The organism is Micromonospora sp. AP08, from assembly GCF_008085935.1.
GTDB classification, from domain to species: domain Bacteria; phylum Actinomycetota; class Actinomycetes; order Mycobacteriales; family Micromonosporaceae; genus Micromonospora; species Micromonospora chersina.
Genome location: NZ_VSEZ01000001.1, coordinates 42,321 through 59,881, shown reverse-complemented (window position 1 = coordinate 59,881; position 17,561 = coordinate 42,321). Strand labels below are relative to the sequence as shown.

Annotated in this window: 14 protein-coding genes; 7 read left to right on the top strand and 7 right to left on the bottom strand. The window is 75.0% G+C overall.

Annotated features, from left to right (window positions below; genetic code table 11):
* The first annotated feature begins 3 nt into the window (after window positions 1-3).
* Together FXF50_RS00250 and FXF50_RS00245 are read left to right on the top strand one after the other, a co-directional pair.
* Window positions 4-1,158, top strand: a complete 1,155-nt coding sequence (locus FXF50_RS00250; protein ID WP_148425166.1) for a DUF58 domain-containing protein — start codon at window positions 4-6, stop codon at window positions 1,156-1,158.
* Window positions 1,134-3,548 (top strand): DUF3488 and transglutaminase-like domain-containing protein, encoded by a 2,415-nt coding sequence (locus tag FXF50_RS00245; RefSeq protein ID WP_370464066.1) that lies wholly within the window; start codon window positions 1,134-1,136, stop codon window positions 3,546-3,548. The genes FXF50_RS00250 and FXF50_RS00245 overlap by 25 nt, the downstream gene beginning before the upstream one ends.
* A 102-nt stretch (window positions 3,549-3,650) precedes the next feature.
* Here the strand turns inward: FXF50_RS00245 and FXF50_RS00240 are convergent, their stop codons facing one another.
* Genes FXF50_RS00240 through FXF50_RS00230 form a run of 3 tightly spaced genes read right to left on the bottom strand, consistent with a single transcriptional unit; the run spans window position 3,651 to window position 6,266 of the window.
* On the bottom strand, window positions 3,651-4,424 hold the full coding sequence (locus FXF50_RS00240; RefSeq protein ID WP_148425165.1) for a maleylpyruvate isomerase N-terminal domain-containing protein: 774 nt from the start codon (window positions 4,422-4,424) through the stop codon (window positions 3,651-3,653).
* A 59-nt stretch (window positions 4,425-4,483) separates the two neighbouring features.
* Complete coding sequence (locus FXF50_RS00235) at window positions 4,484-5,284, bottom strand: SDR family oxidoreductase (RefSeq protein ID WP_148425164.1); 801 nt, start codon at window positions 5,282-5,284, stop codon at window positions 4,484-4,486.
* A 1-nt stretch (window position 5,285) separates the two neighbouring features.
* Complete coding sequence (locus FXF50_RS00230; protein WP_148425660.1) at window positions 5,286-6,266, bottom strand: LLM class F420-dependent oxidoreductase; 981 nt, start codon at window positions 6,264-6,266, stop codon at window positions 5,286-5,288.
* Between the two features lie 205 nt (window positions 6,267-6,471).
* Between FXF50_RS00230 and FXF50_RS00225 the strand changes: the two genes are divergently transcribed.
* Window positions 6,472-7,704 (top strand): low temperature requirement protein A, encoded by a 1,233-nt coding sequence (locus tag FXF50_RS00225; protein ID WP_148425163.1) that lies wholly within the window; start codon window positions 6,472-6,474, stop codon window positions 7,702-7,704.
* A gap of 52 nt (window positions 7,705-7,756) precedes the next feature.
* Window positions 7,757-8,608: a DUF1028 domain-containing protein gene (locus FXF50_RS00220; protein ID WP_148425162.1), complete on the top strand. Its 852-nt coding sequence runs from the start codon at window positions 7,757-7,759 to the stop codon at window positions 8,606-8,608.
* A 10-nt stretch (window positions 8,609-8,618) separates the two neighbouring features.
* Here FXF50_RS00220 and FXF50_RS00215 read toward each other — a convergent pair whose 3' ends face one another.
* Complete coding sequence (locus FXF50_RS00215; RefSeq protein ID WP_148425161.1) at window positions 8,619-9,287, bottom strand: maleylpyruvate isomerase N-terminal domain-containing protein; 669 nt, start codon at window positions 9,285-9,287, stop codon at window positions 8,619-8,621.
* 110 nt (window positions 9,288-9,397) lie between these two features.
* Here FXF50_RS00215 and FXF50_RS00210 point away from each other — a divergent pair, with 110 nt between their 5' ends.
* Window positions 9,398-9,850, top strand: a complete 453-nt coding sequence (locus FXF50_RS00210) for a YbhB/YbcL family Raf kinase inhibitor-like protein (RefSeq protein WP_148425160.1) — start codon at window positions 9,398-9,400, stop codon at window positions 9,848-9,850.
* Window positions 9,851-9,886: 36 nt separating this feature from the next.
* Here the strand turns inward: FXF50_RS00210 and FXF50_RS00205 are convergent, their stop codons facing one another.
* Window positions 9,887-10,774: a phosphatase PAP2 family protein gene (locus tag FXF50_RS00205; protein ID WP_187399444.1), complete on the bottom strand. Its 888-nt coding sequence runs from the start codon at window positions 10,772-10,774 to the stop codon at window positions 9,887-9,889.
* A gap of 93 nt (window positions 10,775-10,867) precedes the next feature.
* On the opposite strand from FXF50_RS00205, the gene FXF50_RS00200 reads away from it, so the two are divergent.
* On the top strand, window positions 10,868-11,542 hold the full coding sequence (locus FXF50_RS00200) for a DUF3159 domain-containing protein (protein WP_148425659.1): 675 nt from the start codon (window positions 10,868-10,870) through the stop codon (window positions 11,540-11,542).
* A 306-nt stretch (window positions 11,543-11,848) separates the two neighbouring features.
* On the opposite strand, the gene FXF50_RS00195 is transcribed toward FXF50_RS00200, so the two are convergent.
* On the bottom strand, window positions 11,849-14,746 hold the full coding sequence (locus tag FXF50_RS00195) for a glycoside hydrolase family 48 protein (RefSeq protein WP_187399443.1): 2,898 nt from the start codon (window positions 14,744-14,746) through the stop codon (window positions 11,849-11,851).
* A gap of 853 nt (window positions 14,747-15,599) precedes the next feature.
* On the opposite strand from FXF50_RS00195, the gene FXF50_RS00190 reads away from it, so the two are divergent.
* Window positions 15,600-17,093: a GH1 family beta-glucosidase gene (locus tag FXF50_RS00190; protein ID WP_148425157.1), complete on the top strand. Its 1,494-nt coding sequence runs from the start codon at window positions 15,600-15,602 to the stop codon at window positions 17,091-17,093.
* Between the two features lie 51 nt (window positions 17,094-17,144).
* On the opposite strand, the gene FXF50_RS00185 is transcribed toward FXF50_RS00190, so the two are convergent.
* The gene (locus FXF50_RS00185; RefSeq protein WP_196806755.1) at window positions 17,145-17,558 is read right to left on the bottom strand and encodes a roadblock/LC7 domain-containing protein; all 414 of its coding nucleotides are present in this window, start codon (window positions 17,556-17,558) and stop codon (window positions 17,145-17,147) included.
* Between the last annotated feature and the right edge of the window lie 3 nt (window positions 17,559-17,561).

Genomic DNA, 17,561 nt, shown 5'->3' with positions numbered 1-17,561 from the left:
CCGGTGGGGATCACCGCCCGGGGCGTCGGGCTGCTCGTGGCCGCCGTCGTGCTGCTCGGCGTCGGCTTCCGGTACGCGTACCCGGAGCTGACCGTGCTCGGCGCGGCGGCCGGCGTCGCGGTCGGGTACGCCCTGGTCACCGCGGCCTGGCGCCCCCGGCTGGCGGTGGAGCGGCTGGCCGACCCGGACCGGGTGGCGCGGGGTGAGCCGGCGGCCATGGTGCTGACGGTGCGCAACACGGGCCGGCTGCGGGCGGCGAACCTGCTGGCCGAGGACCGCTGCGGCGGACGGCTGGTGCCGGTGCCGGTGCTGCGGCTGCGCCCCGGCCGGGACACCGAGGTGCGCTACCCGGTGCCGACCCGGCGCCGGGGCGTGGTGCCCGTCGGTCCGCTGCGGGTGACCCGGCGCGACCCGCTCGGCCTGGTGGCGCTGGCGCGCTCGTACGGGGACACGGTGCCGGTGTGGGTGCACCCGCGCATCCATCCACTGTCGGCCGTGCCGACCGGCGCCGGACGGAGCCTGGACGGGCGGGTCGACAGCGTGCCGCACGGCTCGATCACCTTCGACTCGCTGCGCGAGTACGTGGTGGGTGACGAGTTGCGCCGGGTGCACTGGCGGACCAGCGCCCGCGTGGGCGAGCTGATGGTGCGGGAGAACGTGGACACCAGCCTGCCCCGGCTCGTGGTGGTGCTGGACAACCGGGCGGCCGCCCACCCGGACCGGGACGCCGGGGTGGCCGAGTCGTTCGAGTCGGGCTGCGAGGCGGCGGCGTCGGTGGTCGCCGCCGCGATCCGGGAGGACCTGCCGGTGAGCCTGCTGCTCGTCGCGCCCGCCCCCGAGGAGCCGGCCGACGCGGTCGGGCCCTTGGACCGGCTCGCCGCGGCGGACCTGGCCGACGGTGGGGAGGACGTGCTGCGAGCCGCGCTGACCCGGCTGCGGCAGGACCGGCTCGGCGACACGCTGGTCTTCCTCACCGGGCCTGGCGCCCGCGGCGACCTCGGGCACGTCGGCGCGCTGCGCGGCGCGTACCCCTCGGTGGTGGTGGGGATGTTCGGCGCGCCCGAGCCCACGGCGGCCGGCGTGGCGGACCTGGTCGTGGTGGACGCGGCCGACGGCGCCGAGTTCGCCGCCGAGTGGGACGGGATCCGCCGGTGGTGACCGCGGCCCCGCCGCGCCCGGCGGTCGACGCGCCGGCCGGGCCGGACGGCGGACCCGGTGGCGTCCCTTCGCGGGTGCTGCGGGCCGTGCCGGTGCCGCTCGCGCTGATCGTCATGATCGCCCTGGCCGGCGTGGTGCTCGGCCGGGTGTACGCGGACCCGCTGCTGACCCGCCTAACGGCGGGCGCGGCGGTCGGCTCGGTGCTGGTCAGCGTGGCGGCCCGGCGGCTGCCGTCGTGGCTGGTGGCGCCGCTGTCGGTGGCCGCGCTGGCCGGCTGGACGCTGCTGTCGCTGCGGCTGGCGGCCAGCCACGCGGCGCTGCCGGGCGGCCTCGGCGAGGTGGCGGCGGACGCCGCCCGCAACGCGATCCCCCGGCTGCTCACCGCGATGATCCCGGTGGAGCCGGCCCCGGACACCGTGCTGGTTCCGGTGGTGGCGGCCTGGCTGACCGGGCTGGCCGCCGCCGAGGTGGCGCTGCGGGCCGGCCGGGTGCTGCTCGGCTACCTGCCGCCGGTGCTGCTCTACGCCGGCGCGCTCTACGTGGTCGGGCCAAACGCGGGCCCGGCGGTCGGGCCGACGGTGGTGTTCGCGGCGGTCGCCGCCGTCGGGCTGGCGGTGCCCGCCGGGCGGGCCGGCCCGGCCGGCGCCGACCCGGTCGCCGGCCTGGCGCCGGCGGTCCGCGCGGCGGTGCGGCTGCGGCTGCTCGCGGCGAGCGCGGCCGGGGTGGCGGTCGTGGTGGCGGTCGCGGCCCTGCTCGCCCCGGTGGTGGCCGGCCAGGTCGACGCCCGCCCGGTCGACCCGCGCCGCTACGTCGAGCCGCCGCAGGTGGAGTCGCTGGACGAGAACCCGCTGATCCGGATCTCCGGGTGGGCGCTGAACCCGGACCAGAAGCTGCTCGACGTGCGGACCGAGGCGGGCGCGGCGGACGCGGGTCCGCCGCGGATCCGGCTGGCGGTGCTCAGTGACTACGACGGGGTGACCTGGCGGGTGGGCGCGACGTACCGCAACGCGGGACGGATCCTTCCGGCCGGCGAGCCGGCGCCGGGCGCCACCACGGACCCGGTGCGCCAGGAGATCACCGTGGCCGACCTGACCGGAAAGCTGCTGCCCGCCGTGCCGACCCCGGGCGAGGTGACCGGCGCGCGGGTCGCGTACGACCCGGCGACCGGGACGCTGATCCGGCCGGAGGGGCTGGCGCCGGGGCTGCGGTACACGGTCGCCTCGGTCCGGGAACGCCCCGACATGAACCTGATCAGCACGGCGAACGTGCCGGCCGGTGACGCGGTGGCCCGGGTCCTGCGGGTCGCCGACGGTGCGCCGGAGCAGCTGCGCCGGCTGGCCACCCAGCTCGCCGAGGAGAACGGCGCCCCGTACGCCCGGGCCACCGCGATCGCCGACTTCCTGGCCGAGCACTACCGGGTGACCGCGGACGCGCCGAGCGGGCACGCGTACCCGAACCTGGCGTTCTTCCTCTTCGGACCGCGCAACGGCGGCGGGCAGCGGGGCACCTCCGAGCAGTTCGCGGCGTCGTTCGCGGTGCTGGGCCGGCTGGCCGGCCTGCCCACCCGGGTGGTGGTCGGCTTCGAGCCGAAGGCGGACGGCCCGGTCCGCGCGGCGGACGCGTACGCCTGGCCGGAGGTGCTGTTCGAGGGCGTCGGCTGGGTGCCGTTCGACCCGATGCCGCGCCCGGACGAGCAGCCGCGCCCGGTGGAGGAGGACTTCCGGCCGAAGCCGGAGGACCCGCCCCCGTCCGAGGTGCCCGCACCGACCGTCGAACCCACCGCTACCCCGCCGGCCGCGGCCGGCCCCGACGTGGGGGGCGGGCCGGGCGGACCGGGCACGCCGGTGCTGGTCGGCGGGGGCGTCGGCGGCCTGGTGCTGCTGGCCGGAGGGCTGCTGCTGGTCCTGGCCGCGTTGCGCCGGAACCTGACCCGGGCCCGGCTGGCGCAGGGTGACCCGGGGCGCCGGATCGCCGGCGCCTGGCGGGAACTGACCGACGCGCTGCGGCTGGCCGGCCACCCCGTGGGGGCGGACCTGTCCGCCGCGGAGGTCGCCGAGCGGGCCCGCCGCGCCCTCGCCGAGGCGCAGGCCACCCCGCCGCCGACACCCGCCCCGGCGCCAGCACCCGCCCCGCCGGCGCAGGTACCGGCCCCGCGCCCGGTGCGCAGCCCCGGCGCGGAGCCGGTCGCCGGCCGGCCCGGCGGCCCGGTGGACGAGCTGGCCGGCCTGCTGAACCAGGTCGCCTTCGCCCCCGGCACGGCCACCCCGGCCCAGGCCGAGCGGGCAGCTGCGCTCGCCACCGGCTACGTGGCGGCGCTGCGCGCCGCCCGCCCCGGCTGGCGTCGCCTCCTGTGGACCGTCCACCCCGGCCCGCTGCGCTGGCGCCGCTGACCCCACCCGACACCGTCACGGAAGCGGCGTGGGCGTCCTGCTGACGCGGGACGCCTGGCGCTCTGACCGGGAACGTCTACCGGGTTGGCGGCGGTGCGCGTTTTACGCGTTCGGGTCCCAGTCTGCGAGCTGCTCCATCGGCTCGGTGTCGCCGGTGTTCTCCAGGCCGTCGAGCGGGAGGCGATCGTAGAAGTAGAGGACCAGTTCGCTCGCTGCGCCTCGCATCGCCAGGTCGCCCGGCTCCGCGTCGGCGGCGAGGTCGTCGCAGCGGACGCCGTCGGCGTTGAGGGTCAGGCGCCAGGAGCGGCCCTCGGTCGCGTGCAGGTCGATGGTCGCCGGCTTGAACGGCCAAGGGACGGTCGTCGCCGCGACGGTCGTCAGGAACTCGTCGACGCCCTCGACCGCGACGTCCGTCGGCAGCGGCTGTGCGGCCCCCTGGGTGAGCTGCACGTCGTAGGTGTGGACGGCGATCTCCTGGATCTGGTGCCGTGCCACGGCTCCGCTGGTCTCCGGGGCCTGCGAGCGGCCCCACCAGGTCCAGCAGCCGCGGTCCGGGCCGGCCTCGCGCATCGCGTCGAGCATGAGCCCGGTCGACTCGGCGAGCCACGCGTCCAGGGCTTCGCGGTCGCGGGGCGCGGTCGGAGCGCCCTTCGGGTCCGTCCTCGCCGGGGGCTCAGCGCCCGGGCCCGCCGCGATGATGGCGGCCTGACGGCGGCGGCCGTCGCCGAAGTGCTGCGCCAGTTCGCGCAGCGTCCAGTCCGGGCAGGTCGGGACCTGGACGTCAAGGTCGGGGGCCGACGCGATCGCGGCGCGGAACGCGGCCGAGCGGTCTTCGATCAGCCGCAGGACCTCAGGGAACTCCAACGTGTTTTGCACCTCGGTTGTGTATCACCGCGCTCCGGCCGCCGGGTAGCGAATTTGTCGGACGAACGCTCCTACTGATCCGCGGCGCGCAGCTTGCGGACGAGTTTGCGCAGGCCGGCCTGCCAGCCGTCGGGGTCCTCGGCGCGGCGGCGGGCGTAGCCGGCGACCTCCGGGTGCGGCAGGATGAGGAACCGCTCCTCGGCCAGCCCGGCGATGGTGGCGTCGGCGACCTGCTCGGGGGTGAGCACCGCGCCGGAGGCGGCGATCACCCGGGCGCCCAGGTGCCCCTCGGCCAGGCCACCGGCGAGCATCGGAGTGTCCACGCCCTGCGGGCAGAGCGCGCTGACCCGGATGCCGTCGTCCCGGTAGGTGATGGCGAGCCACTCGGCGAGGCCGACCGCCGCGTGCTTCGTGGCGGTGTACGGGGCGTCGCCCACCGCGGTGAGCACGCCCGCCGCCGAGCAGGTGAACAGCAGGTACCCCTGGCCGCGGCGGAGCATCGCCGGCAGCACGGCCCGGGCGCTGTGCACGTGCCCCAGCACGTTGACCCGCCAGGCGCGTTCCCAGTCGGCGTCGGGCGCCTCCACTCCCCCGCCGGTGGCCACCCCGGCGTTGGCGCAGAACAGGTCGATCCGGCCGTACCGGCGCTCGGTCTCGTCGACGAGCGCCCGCACCTGCGCCTCGTCGGTGACGTCGAGCCCGACGCCGTGCGCCACCGGGCCGATGCCCTCGGCGACCGCGCGCGCGGCGTCGGCGTCCAGGTCGGCCAGGACGACGGCGGCGGCGCCCTCGGCGGCGAACCGGCGGCCGAGCGCGGCGCCGATGCCGCCCGCCCCGCCGGTGATCACGGCCACCCGGTCGGTCAGGTTCATGTCAGCCCGCCTCTCCGCCGGTCACGCCGAGCCGTGGGATCAGCCCGGCCAGGGCCGCCGCGCCGCCGGCGGTCAGTTCGGGGGTGGGCAGCAGCGCCAGCACGGGCACGTCCACGCCGCGGTCGCCGTAGCGGCGGACCCCGGCGACGCACTCCTCGGGCGAGCCGTGCAGGACCAGCGCGTCGACCACCTCGTCCGGCACCGCCGCCGAGGCGCCCCGCCGGTCGCCGGCGGCCCACGCCTCCCACATGGGACCGAGGCTTTCGTGGCGCCCCAGCCAGCGGTGGAAGGCCGCGTACGCCGGCACGGTCAGGTAGCCGGTGATCAGCCGGCGGCCGAGCGCCCGGGCGTACGCGGCGTCCTCGGTGGGGCACACGAAGATCCGGGCGACGACTTCGAAGCCGGGGCGACGCTCGCCCAACTCGGCCAGGGCGGTCGGCACGTCCTCGGCGGCCAGCCAGTTCAGGATGACCCCGTCGGCCTCGGCGGCGGCGAGCCGCAGCATGCCGGGGCGCAGCGCGGCCAGCAGCACCGGCGGCGGCACGGCCGGCGGGCGTTCCAGCGTGAACCGCCGGACGGTGAAGGTGTCGTACACCTCGTCGACCGTCTCGCCGCGCAGCGCGGCCCGCAGGAAGCGCAGCACGTCCCGGGTCCGCCGGAACGGCTCGTCGAAGGGCAGCGCGTTCCAGTCCCGGACGAGCACCGGCGAGGAGGCGCCGATGCCCAGCGCGAAGCGGCCCGGCGCGGCCTCGGCGAGGGCGGCGGCGCTCATCGCCAGCAGCCCGGGCCCCCGGGTGAACACCGGGGCGATCGCGGTGCCCAGCCGCAGCCGCGGTTGCCAGGCGGCGGCGAGCGCCAGCGGCGTGAACGCGTCGGTCCCGGCGACCTCCGACGACCAGACGTCGGTGAAGCCGGCCCGGTCGAGGGCCGCGTAGACCGCGGCGTGGTCGGCGAGGGTGACGCCGGCCAGCGGCACCGTCATGCCCCATCGATTCGTCACCGGTCGATCGTGCCCGTTCGCCATGGTCGCGAGCAAGATCCCGGCCGGTGGCTCCAGGTCGCGGTTGCGGCGTGGGACGCGCCGAGCTGGCGTTGCCACCTGGAGGCGATATGCCCGATCGGCAGCACCCGGCGCGGAAAGGGTGTTACGAACGCCAGATGGGGTGGGCCAAGGGCGGGAGGTCGCGGTGAAGACTTCCGAACCGGCCGCCCTCCGCCCCACAGAGGGGCCGAACCGGGCGACGTTCGTGGAGCTCTTCTTCGACCTGGTGTTCGTCTTCGCGCTGACCCGGATCTCCGCCCGCGCCTTCGAGGACCTGGCGCTCGAAGGGGGGAAGACCGCCTGGACGGCGGTCACCGGAGGCGGCAAGACGCTGCTGCTGTTCCTCGCGCTGTGGGCGGTCTGGCAGGGCACCGCCTGGACCACCAGCCGCTACGACCCGTACCACATCTGGCTCCAGACGATAGTGCTCATCGCGCTGATGGGCAGCATGGTGATGGCTGTCGCGACACTCCGTGCCTTCAGCAGCACCGGGCTGGCCTTCGCGGCCGCGTACGTGGTGGTGCAGGTGAGCCGGCCCGCGATCCTGCTGATGGTGCTGCGCCGGATGCAGTACCGCCGGCTGAAGCTGCGCATGCTGATCACCTTCAGCGCGACGGGGGTGCTCTGGCTGACCGGCGCGGTGCTGCCCACCGACTCACGGGTGACGCTGTGGGCGCTCGCGCTCCTGCTGGAGTATCTGGCGTCCCGGTTCGGCTGGCCGGTGCCCGGGTTGGGCCGGTCGACCGTCTCCCGGTGGGACATCCATGGCGAACATCTGGCCGAGCGCTACCAGCAGATCTTCCTCGTCGCGCTCGGCGAGACGATCCTGATTGCCGGGCTGGCCTACAGCCAGAAGCCGACCGGCGCCGCCCGCACCGTCGCCTTCGCCGCCGCGCTGCTCACCTCGGTGCTGTTCTGGCGGATCTACGTGCAGCGGGCCGGGCGGATCCTGGGCGAGGCGGTGACCCGGGCAGCGCACCCGGCCACCATCGGCCGCTCCGCCGCCGACACCCACCTCATCATGGTGGTCGGCGTGGTGGCCACCGCGATCGGCTACGAGCTGGTCAACGAGCACCCGACCGGCCACAACCAGGCTGGCTGGGTCGCCATGATCCTCGGCGGTCCGGCGGTCTTCCTGCTCGGCCGGGCCCGCTTCGAGTACGAGGTGTTCGGCCGGGTGTCCCCGTCGCGCTGGGTGGCCGTCCTCGTCCTGGCGCTGCTCATGCCCCTGCTCAAGCCCGTGGTGCCGCTGACCGCAGCCATCGCCACGCCGCTGGCCGCAGCGATCGCCACCCCGCTGGTGCTACTCGGGGTGGCGGTGGCCGACGCCCGCCGCGCCTGGGGCCGCCCGCTGGAGGAGGCCGCCCCGCCGTACTGACCGCGCCTTGTGCGGACCGCCGACGCCCCAACCCCGGCGCTACCATCCCCGGGTGACCTACTCGATCATCGCCCGCTCCGCGGACGGCCTCCTGCACGGCGTCGCCGTGGCCAGCAAGTTCCTCGCCGCCGGGGCCCTCGTTCCGGCCGCCGAGGCCGAGGTCGGCGCGCTCGCCAGCCAGGCCCACGCCAACCTGGCGTACCGGTCGCAGGGGCTGGCGATGCTGCGCACCGGGGTCCCCGCGGCGGGCGTGGTGGCCGGCCTCATCGCCGCCGACCCGGGCCGCGACGACCGGCAGCTCGGCGTGGTGGGCGCGCGCGGCGACGGCGCCACCTGGACCGGGCCGCGCTGCCACCCGTGGGCGGGCGGCCAGTCCGGCGACGGGTGGGCCGCACAGGGCAACATCCTGGCCGGCCCGGAGGTCATCGACGCGCTCCGGGACGCCTGGCTCGGCGCGGCGGACCTGCCCTTCCCGCAGCGGCTGCTGGCCGCCCTCGCCGCCGGCGACCGGGCCGGCGGCGACCGGCGGGGCCGGCAGAGCGCCGCCCTGTTCGTCGTGCAGCGCCACGGCGGCTACGCCGGCACCGGCGACGAACTGGTCGACCTGCGGGTCGACGACCACCACGACCCGGTCGGCGAACTGGGCCGGCTGCTCGACATCCACACCCTGCTCTTCGGCAAGCCCGACCCGGCCACCCTGCTCGACCTCACCGGCCCGGTCGCCGACGAGGTGGCGGCGCTGCTGGCCGCCGCCGGCCACCCGGTCGGCGCCGCCGGGCTGGAGGAGGCGCTCGACGCCTGGGCCGGCGTCGAGAACCTGGAGGAGCGCATCGTCCCCGGCCGGATCGACCCGGTCGTCCTGGACCACCTGCGCCGCACCACGGCGGCGGCCGCCGGCGGCTGACCGCCGCCACTCAGCCGCCGAAGGACAGCCAGCGGAAGCCGGTCCGGTCCAGCACCGCCCGCTCCGCGTCGGTCACCGGCACCCGGCCGGTGGCCTTGCGCACCAGGGTCAGCGCGTCCCAGCCGAGCCCGTCGGGCACCGGCCCGCGGGCGAGCAGGTCGGCCACCACGGTCGCCGCGGTCGGGCTCAGCCAGGGCCGCCGGTCCAGCGCGTCGGCCAGGTCCAGGCCGTGCACCGCGACCTCCACCACCCGGGTACGCAGGAACTCCGTCAGCGCCATCGCGTCGCCGTGCCGGGTGCGGACCAGCCGCCCCGGCTGCGCGGCGGCCACCGCGGCGTCGGCGGCCCGCCAGGCCCGCGCGAAGCCGTCGGCCACCTCGGGTACGCCGGGCAGCCCCCGCGCCTCCCGCCGGGCGCCGTCGATCCGGTCCCGGTCCACGTCGGGCGCGAACTTGGCCGCCCCGAAGTAGCCGGCCGCGTCCACCTCGGCGCGCTCGGGGGCCGGCGCGGCGAGCATGCCGACCAGCCGCCCGGCGCCCGTGCGCACGTGCGCCAGCAGGTCCCGCACGGCCCACGGCGGGCAGAGCGTGGGCCGGTCCAGGTCCGCCTCGTCGAGATCCCGCAGCACCTGCTCCAGCCGTGCGCACTCGTCGCGGAACGCCGCGCGTACCTGCTCCATCCGTCCTCCCCCGTCCGGTCCGTACCTCGGTGGTCCACCCTGCCAGCTGCCGTTTCGCCGCCCACCGGCCGGGTACGCGCCGGTGGACCGAGGAGAGGAGGCGCCGAACGATGGCCGGCATCATGCTCCGCAGCACCGCGTTCAACGACCACGACCTGCTTCCCGGGCGTTTCTCCCAGGAGGGCGGCAACGTCTCGCCCCCGTTGGAGTGGTCCGGGGCCCCGGACGGCACGGAGGAGCTGGTCCTCATCGTGGAGGACCCGGACGCGGGGAAGACTCCTTTCCTGCACTGGCTGGTGACCAACATCTCGCCGGATTCCGGCGGGGTCGCCGAGGGCGGCGTCCCGGAGGGCGGCCGGGAGTGGCCCAACAGCTTCGGCACGACCGGCTGGGGCGGCCCGCACCCGCCTCGCCACGAGGACCCGCACCGGTACTTCTTCCGCCTGTACGCACTGGAACGCCCGCTGGCGCTGCCGGAGGCGCCGCAGGCCCCCGACGTGCACCGCGCGCTCACCGACAAGGAGATCGCCAGCGGGACGATGGTGGGCACCTTCTACCGCTGACCCGCTCCGGGGCGGCCGGCCGGCGATCCCGGCCGGTCAGCCCTTCCAGCGGGGCACCAGGCGGTGCACCACGGCGAGCACGAGCGCGGCCACGACGGCGATCGTGCCGGCGATGCCGGCCGCGCTGCCCGCGTACCCGATGAAGAGCGGACGGCGGGTGAGTTCCTCGACGGGGATGGTGGAGCGGTCGACCAGCCAGGAGAGGGCGAGCGCGGAGACGACCAGGGCGAGGGCGCCGACGCCGCCGAGCACGGCGGCGGCGACGCGGTGCGCGTCCGCCGGGGAGACCACGGCCTGTTCCCGCTGGAAGAACAGGAGCACCAGGCCGGCGACCGCCGCCCAGGCGCCGACCACGAGGAACGCGGCGACGGCGTCGCTGGGCCGGTGCCAGCCGGCGGAGAGGGTGGCCACCCCGGCGGCGGCCGCGTAGCCGGCGCCGATGAACGCGCCGGCCACCCGCAGCTTCGGTGGCAGCACCAGGATCAGCGCGACCGCCACGGAGGCCGCCACGGCGGTGTGCCCGCTGGGCAGGCTGTTGCCGGCGGCGGCCCGTTCCGGGTCGATGCCGAAGTCGGGGCGGTCCAGGTAGCGCTTGAGCAGTTGGGTGCTGACGTTGGCGCCGGCGATGAGCAGGGTGGCGGTGACGGCGAGCGCCTTGCGGCCACGGATCAGTGCGATGAAGCCGATCACGGCGGTGGCGACCAGCAGCGACACCACCGACATCGCGTTGAGGATGCGGTCCACCGGGCCGTCGATGCGGTCCTGGCCGATCCGGTTGCCGCTCAGCGCCACGGTGTCGAGCCACTGGCCGAGCTGGGTGTGCACGGCGAAGCGCCACACCACCAGGAACGCGGCTGCCTGGGCCAGGGCCAGTACGACCAACCAGACCGCCGTCCAACCCCTTGCCGTCTCGCGCACCCGCACAACTTAACGGTCGGCCGGGTTCGGCGCTCGTCGGAGCTGCGCGGCCGTCGGCGTAGGTTGGGGACGCGACGGGAGGGGGTGCGCGTGACCAGCATGCCGGAGCCGGAACGGCCGGCCGGGGACCGGCCGGAGTCGCTGGCCGACCTCCTCGGTGGCCGGCGGGGCGCGGTCGACGCCACGGTGCCACCGGTGGCGTTCGCCGTCGGCTGGCTGGCCGCCGGACTGTGGGGCGGGGTGGTCGCCGCGGTGCTGGCCGGCACGGCGGTGGCGGGCTGGCGGTGGCGGCGCGGGGACCGGCCGCGCTCGGTGCTGATCGGGCTGCTCGCCGTCTGCGTGGCCGCGCTCATCGCGCTGCGGACCGGGCGGGCCACGGACTTCTTCCTGGTGCAGCTGGTCTCGAACGCGGCGAGCGGGCTGGCCTGGATGGTGAGCATCGCGGTGCGGTGGCCGCTGCTGGGCGTGCTGGTCGGCGCGGTGCTCGGCCAGCGGAGCCGGTGGCGACGCGACCCGGCGCTGCTGCGGGCGTACGGGCGGGGCAGTTGGGTCTGGGTGGCGACCTACCTGCTGCGGCTGGCGGTGTTCGTCCCGCTGTGGCTCGGCGGGCAGGTGGTCGCGCTGGTGGTGGCGCGGGTGGCGCTGACCTGGCCGCTGGTGGCCGCGGCGCTGGCGGTGAGCTGGCTGGTGATCCGGCGGTCGCTGCCGGCGGGTCACCCGGGGCTGCGGCACCCGGTCGTGCTGTCCGATCGGGACGACGTGCCGGCACAGTAGACGTGCGGGCAAATTAAAAGAGAGGCCGCCACGGGGGGAGCGGCCTCTCCGGTGAATTACGTTACTCCGTCGCCGGCTCTCACGTGATCCCGTGGAGCGCCGATTTTCGCGGGCTTTTTCGCGGCAAGTTCGTCTCCGGGCGGTTGGGTGGGCCGGTCCGTCCGCTGCGTCGGCCGGACGGCCGGCCCACCCGGCCTGACTGTGGGGTGTCAGGCCGCCCGCCGACCGGGCCGCTGCGTTCCCCCTTCGGCCCGGGTCGGCCTCCGTCGCGGGCGGGCGGGGCCCGCCCGCGACGGAGTGGTCAGCTCAGCCCGCCGGGAAGTAGGTGCCGTAGTCGGAGTACGCCATGGCGACGTCGGCCTGGGCCCAGAACCGGTGGTAGTTGAAGACCGGCTCGGCGCCGCCGTTGAGGTACGCCTGCACCTTCGGCCAGTCCGGGTCGTTCTTGTAGAACGAGCGGATGTCCAGGAAGCTCTTGCCGGCGGCGATGGCGTCGCCGTTGGGCATCTTCCCGGTCCAGCCCGAGGGGATGTAGAGGCCCTGGCCGTCGGCCGCGTTGTAGACGTCGTCGAAGCGCTTGTAGTCGCCGCGCTTCTCCGGCATCGAGACGCCCTTGGCGTCGGCGGCGGCCGACAGCGCGTCCAGCAGGCCCTTGGCCGTGGTCTTGGCCGCGGCGTTGCCGGACTTGGCCGCGTACGCGATGAGGGTCCGGGCGTAGGCGGCGGCGACGCCGACGTCTTGGCCCTTCACCGTCACCTCGACGTGCAGGTTGGTGTTGGGCTGCGGGCTCGTCGGGTTCCAGTTGGCGGGCTGGCCGGTCCACTTCATGTCCGAGGGGATCGACCAGTTGGCGCCCACCGTGGTGTTGGCGATGGCCCACGGCACCCACTTGTCCAGCAGCGCCTTGGCCTTGGCGTTGCCGGTCTGGAGGTACAGCTCGGCGATCCGCTGCATCGACCACGCCTGCATGCCGAACCACTGGTTCGACGGCGGGTCGTTGTAGACCGGGTCGACGTCGTAGAACATGCCGTAGAAGGTGGCGGTGCCGGCCGGCGGCTGGGCGTAGCTGCCGTCCCAGCTGTTGGTGGCGCCGCCCGCGATGCCGCCCTCGGCGGACTGGAGCCAGGTGTAGAACTCCAACTGCCGGTCGAAGCTCTTCTGCCAGTCCGCGGTCGCGGTCGCCGACTTGGGCTTGAGCTCCGGCACGTTGGTCAGCGCCCAGGCCGCGAGCGGGTTCTGGTAGCCGAAGTGGTTGTGGCTGGAGCCGATCCGCCACGACCAGTTCTGCGACGTGTCGTACGCGCCACCCCAGGCGTAGTACCAGGAGAGCAGGTAGTGCGCGGAGTCGCGGCCGCTGCCGGCCGGGCAGGCGGACGCGCCGACGCAGTTGCCGATCTTCTTGAAGTACTTGTCGAACAGCGCGTAGCGCAGGTAGTCGCCCATCTTGGCGGCCTTCGCCACGGTGGCCGCGACGTCAGCCTCCTTGCCCTGCGCCTTGGCCCAGGTCAGCGCCCAGTACGCGGCCTGCACGGCGCGGGCGTCGGCGTCCGGGGCGTTGGTGTACTTCCACTGCTTGGCCGGGGCGGCCGACTCCTTGACGAACAGGTCGAGGTAGCCGTACTGGCCGCCGTGCTTGAAGGTGTCGCAGGACGGCTGCGGCACGGTCTCCCAGACCGACTCCTGGGTGCCGCGCTGGAAGGTGTTGATGTAGGCGGGGCGGGTGGTGCCGTCGCCGCAGCGGCCGTAGCCGTAGGTGTTGTCGACGTCGAGCAGCCAGTGCATGCCGTAGATGTCGCCGGTGCCGTACGTGGACTGGAGTTCGGAGCGCAGCGGGTCCTGGCCGACCGGGACGTTCGGCTCGAGGGCCGACGGGTACTGGCTGGGCAGGTTGTGCTCGGCGGCGTACTGGGGGGTGCCCGGGGCGCCGGCGGTGGGCTGGTCGGCGTGCGACGGGATGATGTACTTCTCCATCACCGTCCATGCGTTGTTGAACGGGGCCCAGTTCTGGGTGACCCGGCCGTACTGCGCCTCCAGCCAGAGCCAGAAGCTGAACGCCTCCGAGGTGGTCTCGTGGCCGTGGTCGGGCGCCTCGACGATGAGCGTCTCGACGGAGTGGTACGGCACGCCCTCGGGGCTGAAGTAGCCCGAGTTCTTGATCTTGCCGTACTGGTCGAGGAACTTCTTGATGTACGCGTTGTCCCCGCCCGGGGTGTCGTTGTCGATCTCCGTGGCGGTGACCACGACGGGGGCGAAGCCGGTCGCCGAGGCGGTGATCGTGGCGGTGCCGCCGGTGGTGTCGGCGTCCTCCGCGGCCGCGACGGTGGCGCTGACCCCGGTGTTCCAGTTGCTCGGGGTCAGGGTCAGCGTCGAGGGCGACACGGTCACGTCGCTGTCCCCGGCGACGGCGAGGGTCACCGGGACGTTGGCGGTGGGGGCGGCGCTCAGGGTGAACTTCACCGACGAGGCGCCGCCCTCGTTGACGCTCACGGCCGACGGGGTGGCCACCAGCACCGGGCCGGAGGCCGGGTTGACGGTGAACGACTTCTCGGCCACCCCGATGCCGTTGGCGTTGTCGTACGCCTTGGCCTGCACGGTGTAGCTGCCGGCCGGCAGGTCCTCGAGGGTGTAGCCGTAGGGGGCGCTGGTGTCGGTGTTGACGAGCAGGCCGTTGCGGTAGAACTCGACCTTGCTGATGGTGCCGTCCGGGTCGCTGGCGGTGGCCGTCAGCGGCACGTCGGCCGGCGCCTCGAAGGGCCCGGACGGCACCCCGAGCGAGACCGTCGGCGGCTGGTTGGCCGGGGTGCCGTTGCAGGTGACGCCGTTGAGGGTGAACGCGGTCGGCTTCGGGTTGCTGCCCGAGTAGGCGCCGTTGAAGCCGATGGTGGTGGAGGCGCCCGTGCCGAGGCTGCCGTTCCACGACTCGTTGGTGGCGGTCACCTCGCTGCCGGACTGGCTCCACCTGGCCGACCAGCCCTGGGTCAGCTTCTGGGTGCTGTTCGGGAAGGCGAACTTCAGCGTCCAACTGGTGAGCGCGTCGCCCAGGTTCTTGATGGTCACGTTGGCGGTGAAGCCCGTGCCCCAGTCGTTCGTCGCGTAGGTCACGTCGCAGGCGGGGGGGGCCTGCGCGGCGCCCGCCGGCAGGGCCACCCCGCCGATGGCGAGGGCGGTGGCGGCGAGCATCGCCGTCCGGCGACGTCTGGCCATGAGTCTCATGTGCGCGGTGTCTCCTCGGACCGGGCCGGGACGCGGAGCCCCGGCGGGGCGCCTCCACGCGTCGACGAGGACGTACGCGGGGGGACGGAGGCGCCCGGAAAGGTGGTCGACCCGGCCGTGCCGGGGGGATCGGGGCGCCGCACCGGTGTCACCGGGTGCCCTCGGCGGCCCGCACTCACGCGAGCTGGCTCCGCTTCGCGGTTGAGAGTGTGCCATGGAAGCGCTCCCACCACAACGGCCAGGGCAGACACGCACGCGAATGTTTCGATCTCATTCAGGGGGTTTCACAAACCGGTGACGGGCGTTACAGTCGCAAGCATCGCCGATGGGAGCGCTTCCATCGACGGAGATGCAGGTACAAGATCGCCGGGGACCCCGTGTGCCCGGCGCGCCAGCCCCTCGGCTGACGGCGGGCCAGCCCGGACGCCGCCGTCAGCCAACACCCACCGACATGGAGGGAGGTGGAACCAGAGCCACTCGCGTGGCCCGGCTCCCGCGCGACACGCACGACCGGACGCCAATTCCACTCGTGCGTGTGTGCATCACAGGTGGGGACGGGGGTTGCCCTCCCCCGTCCCCACACTAAACCCCCGTTGTCGACGGGAAAAGAGGCCGACGGGACAGGCGCGAGGCGCCGCCCGGACGGCCTCCTTCGCTATCTGCCCCACCCTCGCCGCTCGCCCCCGCCCCCGAGCGACACCCCGCCCACCCACATCTCCGGCCGCCCGACGGCCGGGCCGCGCCCCTGCCGCGGCCCGCCCTCGGGACGCGGCCGGCCGCGCCTGGCCTATGCTGGGAGCGCTCCCGGCCCCCAGGGCGGCCAGTCACTCCGAGGAGAACGCCCATGTCGCTACTCACCAGACGGCGCCTGCTCCGCCGTGCCGCCCTCTCCGCGACCGCCGCCGGCGCGGCCCGGACCGGGCTGGTCGGCGCCGCCGCGGCCGGGACCGTCGCGTCCGCCACCGCCGTCGCCGGCTGCGACGGCACGCCCGATCCCGACGACGACGCCGACCCCGACGGCACGCTGCGTTTCCCGCCCGACTTCGGCTGGGGCGCGGCCACCTCGGCCTACCAGATCGAGGGGGCGGCCAAGGAGGACGGGCGGGGCGAATCCGTCTGGGACACCTTCAGCCACACCCCCGGCCGCACCCGCAACGGCGACACCGGCGACGTCGCGGCCGACCACTACCACCGGTACGCCCAGGACCTCGACCTGATGCGCGACCTCGGGCTGCGCAGCTACCGGTTCTCCATCTCCTGGCCGCGCATCCAGGCCGACGGGTCCGGCCGGCCCAACCAGCGCGGCCTGGACTTCTACCGCCGGCTCGTGGACGGGCTGCACGAGCGGGGCATCGCGCCGATGGCCACCCTCTTCCACTGGGACCTCCCCCAGGCCCTCCAAGACGCCGGCGGCTGGGAGAACCGGGACACCGCCGAGCGCTTCGCCGACTACGCCGACGCGGTGTTCCGCGCCCTCGGCGACGGGGTGCCGGTCTGGCTGACCGTCAACGAGCCGAAGACCGTGGTGCAGAACGGCTACCTGTGGGGGCACCACGCGCCCGGCCGGCAGGACCCGGCGGCGGCGTACCTGGTCGCCCACCACCTCCAGCTCGCCCACGGCCTGGCCGTCCGCGCGCTGCGCGCCGCCGGTGTCGGGGGACGGATCGGCCCGGCGCTGAACCTGCACCCCTGCTACCCGGCCGACGACACCGCCGAGGCGGCCGCCGCGACCCGGCTGCACGACGGCTACGAGAACCGGCTCTACCTGGACTCGATCTTCAAGGGCGCGTACCCGGAGGACGTGCTGGCGGACCTGGGCGCCGACAGCCGGATGGTCCGCGGCGTGCGGGACGGCGACCTGAAGATCATCTCCAGCCCGGTCGACCTGCTCGCCGTGCAGTACTACACGCCGATCTACGTCACCGGCCAGGGCGACACGGTCCGCCGGTGGCCGACCTCCGAGGCGGAGTGGCAGCAGATCTACCCCGAGGGGATGTACGACATCCTGACCCGGGTCACCCGCGACTACGGCCGGGTGCCGATCACCATCACCGAGAACGGCCTGCCCTGCCCGGACACCCTCGCCGCGGACGGCACCGTCGACGACAGCGCGCGGATCGACTTCCTCCGCGACCACTTCGCCGCCGCCCACCGGGCGATCCGGGACGGGGTGCCGCTGGAGAGCTACCACGTCTGGTCGCTGCTGGACAACTTCGAGTGGGCCGAGGGGTACGAGCAGCGCTGGGGTCTGGTCTACGTGGACTACCCCACCCAGCGCCGGGTGCTCAAGCGCAGCGCCCACTGGTACCGCGACGTGATCCGCCGCAACGGGCTCTAAGAGGGGCCGGCCCGGCCGGCGCGACGCCGGCCGGGCCTGACCTACCCGCCCTCAGCGGGGCAGGGCCTGCTGGAGTTCCGCCCGCAGCGCCGGGGTGAGCATCTCGCCGGCCTGCTTGGCCAGCCGCGCCATCTCGTAGCCGACCACGCCGATGTCGGCGTCGGCGCCGGCCAGCGTGGCCAGGATCGAGCCGTCCCGGATCTGCATGACCAGGAAGTAGCCCCGGCCCATCTCGACCACGGTCTGCTTCACGACGTCGCCGTCGAACATCTGCGCCGCGCCGGCCGTGATGCTCATCAGGCCCGAGGTCACCGCGGCCAGCTTGTCCGCGTGGTCGCGGGGCAGGTGCGCGGAGATCGCCACGAGCAGCCCGTCGGACGAGACCACCACGGCGTGGGCCACCCCGGGCACCCGCTCCGCGAACGCGTTCACCAGCCAGCTCAGGTCCCGTGCCTCCTGGCTCAACGT

Bases quoted from the DNA above. Each gene is read 5' to 3' on its own strand.
- FXF50_RS00190 (WP_148425157.1), top strand. From the start codon at position 15,600: ATGTCGCTACTCACCAGACGGCGCCTGCTCCGCCGTGCCGCCCTCTCC.
- FXF50_RS00235 (WP_148425164.1), bottom strand. From the start codon at position 5,284: ATGAACCTGACCGACCGGGTGGCCGTGATCACCGGCGGGGCGGGCGGC.
- FXF50_RS00195 (WP_187399443.1), bottom strand. From the start codon at position 14,746: ATGGCCAGACGTCGCCGGACGGCGATGCTCGCCGCCACCGCCCTCGCC.
- FXF50_RS00215 (WP_148425161.1), bottom strand. From the start codon at position 9,287: ATGGAGCAGGTACGCGCGGCGTTCCGCGACGAGTGCGCACGGCTGGAG.
- FXF50_RS00200 (WP_148425659.1), top strand. From the start codon at position 10,868: ATGCCGGAGCCGGAACGGCCGGCCGGGGACCGGCCGGAGTCGCTGGCC.
- FXF50_RS00210 (WP_148425160.1), top strand. From the start codon at position 9,398: ATGGCCGGCATCATGCTCCGCAGCACCGCGTTCAACGACCACGACCTG.
- FXF50_RS00230 (WP_148425660.1), bottom strand. From the start codon at position 6,266: ATGACGGTGCCGCTGGCCGGCGTCACCCTCGCCGACCACGCCGCGGTC.